The sequence below is a fragment of the Saccharopolyspora sp. genome (assembly GCF_017434145.1).
Classification (GTDB): domain Bacteria; phylum Actinomycetota; class Actinomycetes; order Mycobacteriales; family Pseudonocardiaceae; genus Saccharopolyspora_C; species Saccharopolyspora_C galaxeae.
Window position 1 is genome coordinate 1 of sequence record NZ_JAFRFW010000069.1, and the last position, 3,892, is coordinate 3,892.

Genomic DNA, 3,892 nt, shown 5'->3' on the forward strand with positions numbered 1-3,892 from the left:
GGAGCGCTCGGCCGGGCGTGCCGCGGCGACGGCTCACATCTGCGGCATCAGGACCTTGTCCACGACGAACACCGTGGCGTTGGCGGTGGGCACGTTGCCGCACAGCACCGACGCGCCGTTGACCTTCAAGTTCTCGCCGGAGCCTTCCACCTTCAGCTGCCCGCCCTGCGCGGTCGGCAGCGTCCCGGCCCCGGCGAGTCCTTCGGCGTCCATCCGCTGCGGCACCACGTGGTAGGTCAGCACATCGGTCAGCTGCTGCTTCTGCGCCGGATCGGTCAGCATCGCTTCCAGCTGATCCTGCGGGATCGCCTCGAACGCCGGGTCGGCCGGGGCGAACACGGTGTACTGCGCGTCCGGCTTGTTCAGCGTGTCCACCAGCCCGGCGGCCTGCACCGCGGCGGTGAGCTTGGTCAGCAGCGGGTTGTTGCTCGCCGCGGTGCCGACCGGGTCGTCGACCATGCCCTGCACCGAGCCCGGGTCGTTCGGGTCGGTCGGCACCTGGGAGCAGCCCGGTCCGAACACGTCCTCGGCGGTGGTAACGCCGTTCGCGGCCGGTTGCGCAGCGGGCTGACCGGCCGGGGGCTGCCCGGGCGCGGCCGATTCGGCGCTGTCCTGCGCGGGTTGTCCGCAGGCGGAGAGCGCGAGTGCGAGCACTGCGGCGGAACCGGTGAGCGCGGCGGCTTGACGACGAATCCTCATGGACGTGTCCTCCTGGGGATGGAGGGGTTCGCTGGGTGCGAATCCCCGGACTCATCAGGTGTTCGGTGCATCCGGGATTTCGGATTGGTCCCATGAAGACTTTTCTGCCGGATTTCTTCGGCCGCAGGTGTTCCGAGCCGGCCGGAATCCCGTCGGCGCATGGAAAAGCGGGCGGGACCGATCGGCCCGCCCGCTCGTTCCGACCGTGCTCACGCCCGCAGACCGGCGGTGCCGAACTCCTTCATGCCTTGGGAAAAGCCCACGGTGGCGCGGAAATCGAGCTCTTCGGCGGCCTTGGAAGGGTCGGCCACGATGTGCCGGACGTCGCCGAGCCGGTAGCGCCCGGTCAGCACCGGCTCCGGCCCGCCCGCGGCCTCGGCCAGCGCGCGAGCCATGTCCCCGATGGTGTGCGGCTGCCCGGAGCACACGTTGTACGCGGCGAAGCCGGGCTGATCGCGGTGCATCGCGGCGACGTTCGCCGCGGCGATGTCGTGCACGTGCACGAAATCGCGCCGCTGGCCGCCGTCTTCGAAGATCTGCGGAGCCTCGCCGCGCGCCAGCGCGGACCGGAACAGCGACGCAACCCCCGCATAGGGCGTGTTGCGCGGCATCCGCGGCCCGTAGACGTTGTGGTAGCGCAGGCTCACCGCCGTGCCGCCGGTGTTGCGGGCCCACACCGCGGCGAGGTGCTCCTGGGTGAGCTTCGTCGTCGCGTAGGTGTTGCGCGGATCGATCGGCGCATCCTCCGGAACCGTGCCGGGTTGCAGAAGTCCGCCGCAGTCCGGGCAGCGCGGCTCGAAGATCCCGGCTTCGAGGTCTTCGGCGGCGCGCGGTCCGGGCCGGACCACCTCGTGGCTCGGACACCGGTAGCGGCCTTCGCCGTAGACCACCATCGAACCGGCCAGCACCAGCTTCCCGATGCCCTCATCGGCCATTGTGGACAGAAGTTGCGCGGTGCCGAGGTCGTTGTGCGCCACGTATCCCGGCATGTCGCCGATTCCGGTTTCCAGCCCGACCATCGCGGCCTGGTGGCAGACCACGTCGACGCCGTCCAGCGCGCGCCGCAGCACCTGCTCGTCGCGCACGTCCCCGACGTGCAGCTCGTGCTCGCCGAGGTAGTCCGGTGCCGCGCCCGATCCGTGCGCCGCGGGAAGCAGCGCGTCCAGCAGCCGGACCCGGTGCCCGCGTTCGGCGAGCAGGTCGGCGATGTGCGAGCCGATGAAGCCCGCGCCTCCGGTGACCAGGACGTGCAAGCTCATGACCTCCGTGCTCGTTGGGAAAACGCTTCAGTTGGCGGTGCAGAACACCGAATGCCACCCGGTGGCACCGTCCGGCAGCACCGATGCCCGTCGCGGGGTCTGCACCTGCCCGTTGCGGTCGGTGGCGCGGCATTCCACGGTATGCCCGCCGGGAGCCAGGTCCACGTCGGCGCGCCACATCCGCCAGGTCTGGTCGTTGACCTCTGTGGACAGTTGGGCCGGCAGCCACGGGCCGCCGTCGACGCGGACCTCGACCGCGTCGATGCCGATGGTCTGCGCCCAAGCGATTCCGGCGACCGCGTTGCGGCCGGCGGGCACCTTGGCGAAACCGCTCGGCCGGTCGATGCGGGACTGCAACTTGATCGGCCCGCGCTGCCCCCAGCCGCGCTCGATCCAGTAAGCCGGTTTGGCGAAGGTGGTCAGCTCCAGGTCGGTGAGCCACTTCGTGGCCGAGACGTAGCCGTACAAGCCCGGCGTGACCATGCGCACCGGGTAGCCGTGCTGCGCGGGCAGCGGTTCGCCGTTCATGCCGAACGCCAGCAGCGCGCCGCGTTCGGCCTCCAACAGCGCGTCGGTCGGGGTGCCCGCGGTGAAGCCGTCGGCGCTGGTGCTGAACACCTGCTCGGCACCGGGCCGGACCCCGGCGGCCAGCAGCACGTCGCGGATCGGTACGCCGGTGAACTCGGCGGTGGAGATGTAGGGGCCGCCGACCTCGTTGGAAACGCAGGTCATCGTGATCGTGCGGGTCACCCGCGGGAACCGCGCCAGGTCGGCGAAACCGAGGTCGAGCTCGCGGTCCACCATGCCGTGCACCCGCAGCCGCCAGGAGTCCAGGTCGACGCTCGGCACGCTCAGCGCGGTGTCGACCCGGTAGAAGTCCCGGTTCGGCGTGATGAACGTCGGTGTTCCGTCGGCCCGGAAGTCCGCTCCGGCCGGTACGGGTTGCGCAGGTGGCGCGTTCAGCGCCCTGCCGATCGCCTGTTGCGCGGCCGGTGAGCCGCCGCTGCGCCCGCCGGTGGTCAGCGAGCCGAGTCCGCCCGCGACACCCGCACCGGCGGCCACCGCGACCGACGACACCAGGAATCGCCGCCTGCCGGGTCCGCGCTCGCCGCCGGATTCCGTTTCGCGGTCGGATCCGGGCTCGTCGCCGGATCGCGCGCCGCCGGAGGCATCGCGCTCCGCGTCGGCGTCTGCCGCCGCACCGTGCAGCCAGCGGAACACCCACACGCCCGCCGCGGTCGCCACCACCGGTGCCAGCACGCCCAGCACCCCCACATCGGGCCGGGCGAGCACCGCCGCGAGCCCGACGATGCCGAACGCTGCGACCAAGACCGAGCCCGGGCGCGGGCCGCGGCGCGACACCAGACCGGCGAGCACCGCGAACACCAGCAGCACGACACCCATCCCGGCCAGCAGCGCGGTCTTGTCCGACTCGCCGAACGCGCGGATGGCGAATTGCTTCACCGGCTCCGGAGTCAGGTCGATGGCGGTGTTGCCGACCGCCAGCAGCGGCGCGGAACGCGGCTCGACCAGCGCGGCCACGAGCTGTCCCGAGCCGATCGCGGCTGCGGCCGCGAGCACTCCGCACAGCGCGGCGACGGTTGCGGGCAGGGGACGGGGAAGTCGTTCCGGTCTCACATCTTCCATTCGTAGTCGCGGCCGCGATGGATTGCCCCCGAGATTCGGACTGGCCGCACCGGTCGAGGAGTCACGGCAGCTGCGCTTCCCGGAGCGCCTCGTCCAGGCTGTCCATCAGCACCACACCCAGCGTGTTCGCCATCGAACCGGTGCCCAGCTCCGAGCGCAGCTTCGCCGCCAGCAGGCGCACCCGGCGCGGATCCGGCCGGGGCGCGCGGGTTGCTTCCCACAGGCCGTTCGCGACGCGCTGCACCGCTTCGGCTTCGCCGTAGCGGGCGTGCACGGTCGACAGCGCC

At 71.7% G+C, this 3,892-nt stretch carries 3 protein-coding genes and 1 pseudogene; all 4 read right to left on the reverse strand.

Annotated elements, in window-relative coordinates:
* Window positions 1-33: 33 nt before the first annotated feature.
* Window positions 34-699 carry a fasciclin domain-containing protein gene (locus IJH84_RS01750; protein WP_200070601.1) on the reverse strand — a complete coding sequence of 222 codons (666 nt, stop codon included), beginning with the start codon at window positions 697-699 and terminating at the stop codon, window positions 34-36.
* 209 nt (window positions 700-908) lie between these two features.
* Window positions 909-1,952 (reverse strand): NAD-dependent epimerase/dehydratase family protein, encoded by a 1,044-nt coding sequence (locus IJH84_RS01755; RefSeq protein ID WP_295139480.1) that lies wholly within the window; start codon window positions 1,950-1,952, stop codon window positions 909-911.
* Window positions 1,953-1,985: 33 nt separating this feature from the next.
* Window positions 1,986-3,596, reverse strand: coding sequence for a molybdopterin-dependent oxidoreductase (locus IJH84_RS01760; protein ID WP_295139477.1), 1,611 nt, complete (start codon window positions 3,594-3,596; stop codon window positions 1,986-1,988).
* Between the two features lie 70 nt (window positions 3,597-3,666).
* A pseudogene (locus tag IJH84_RS01765) lies at window positions 3,667-3,892 on the reverse strand (hypothetical protein); the annotation flags it as partial.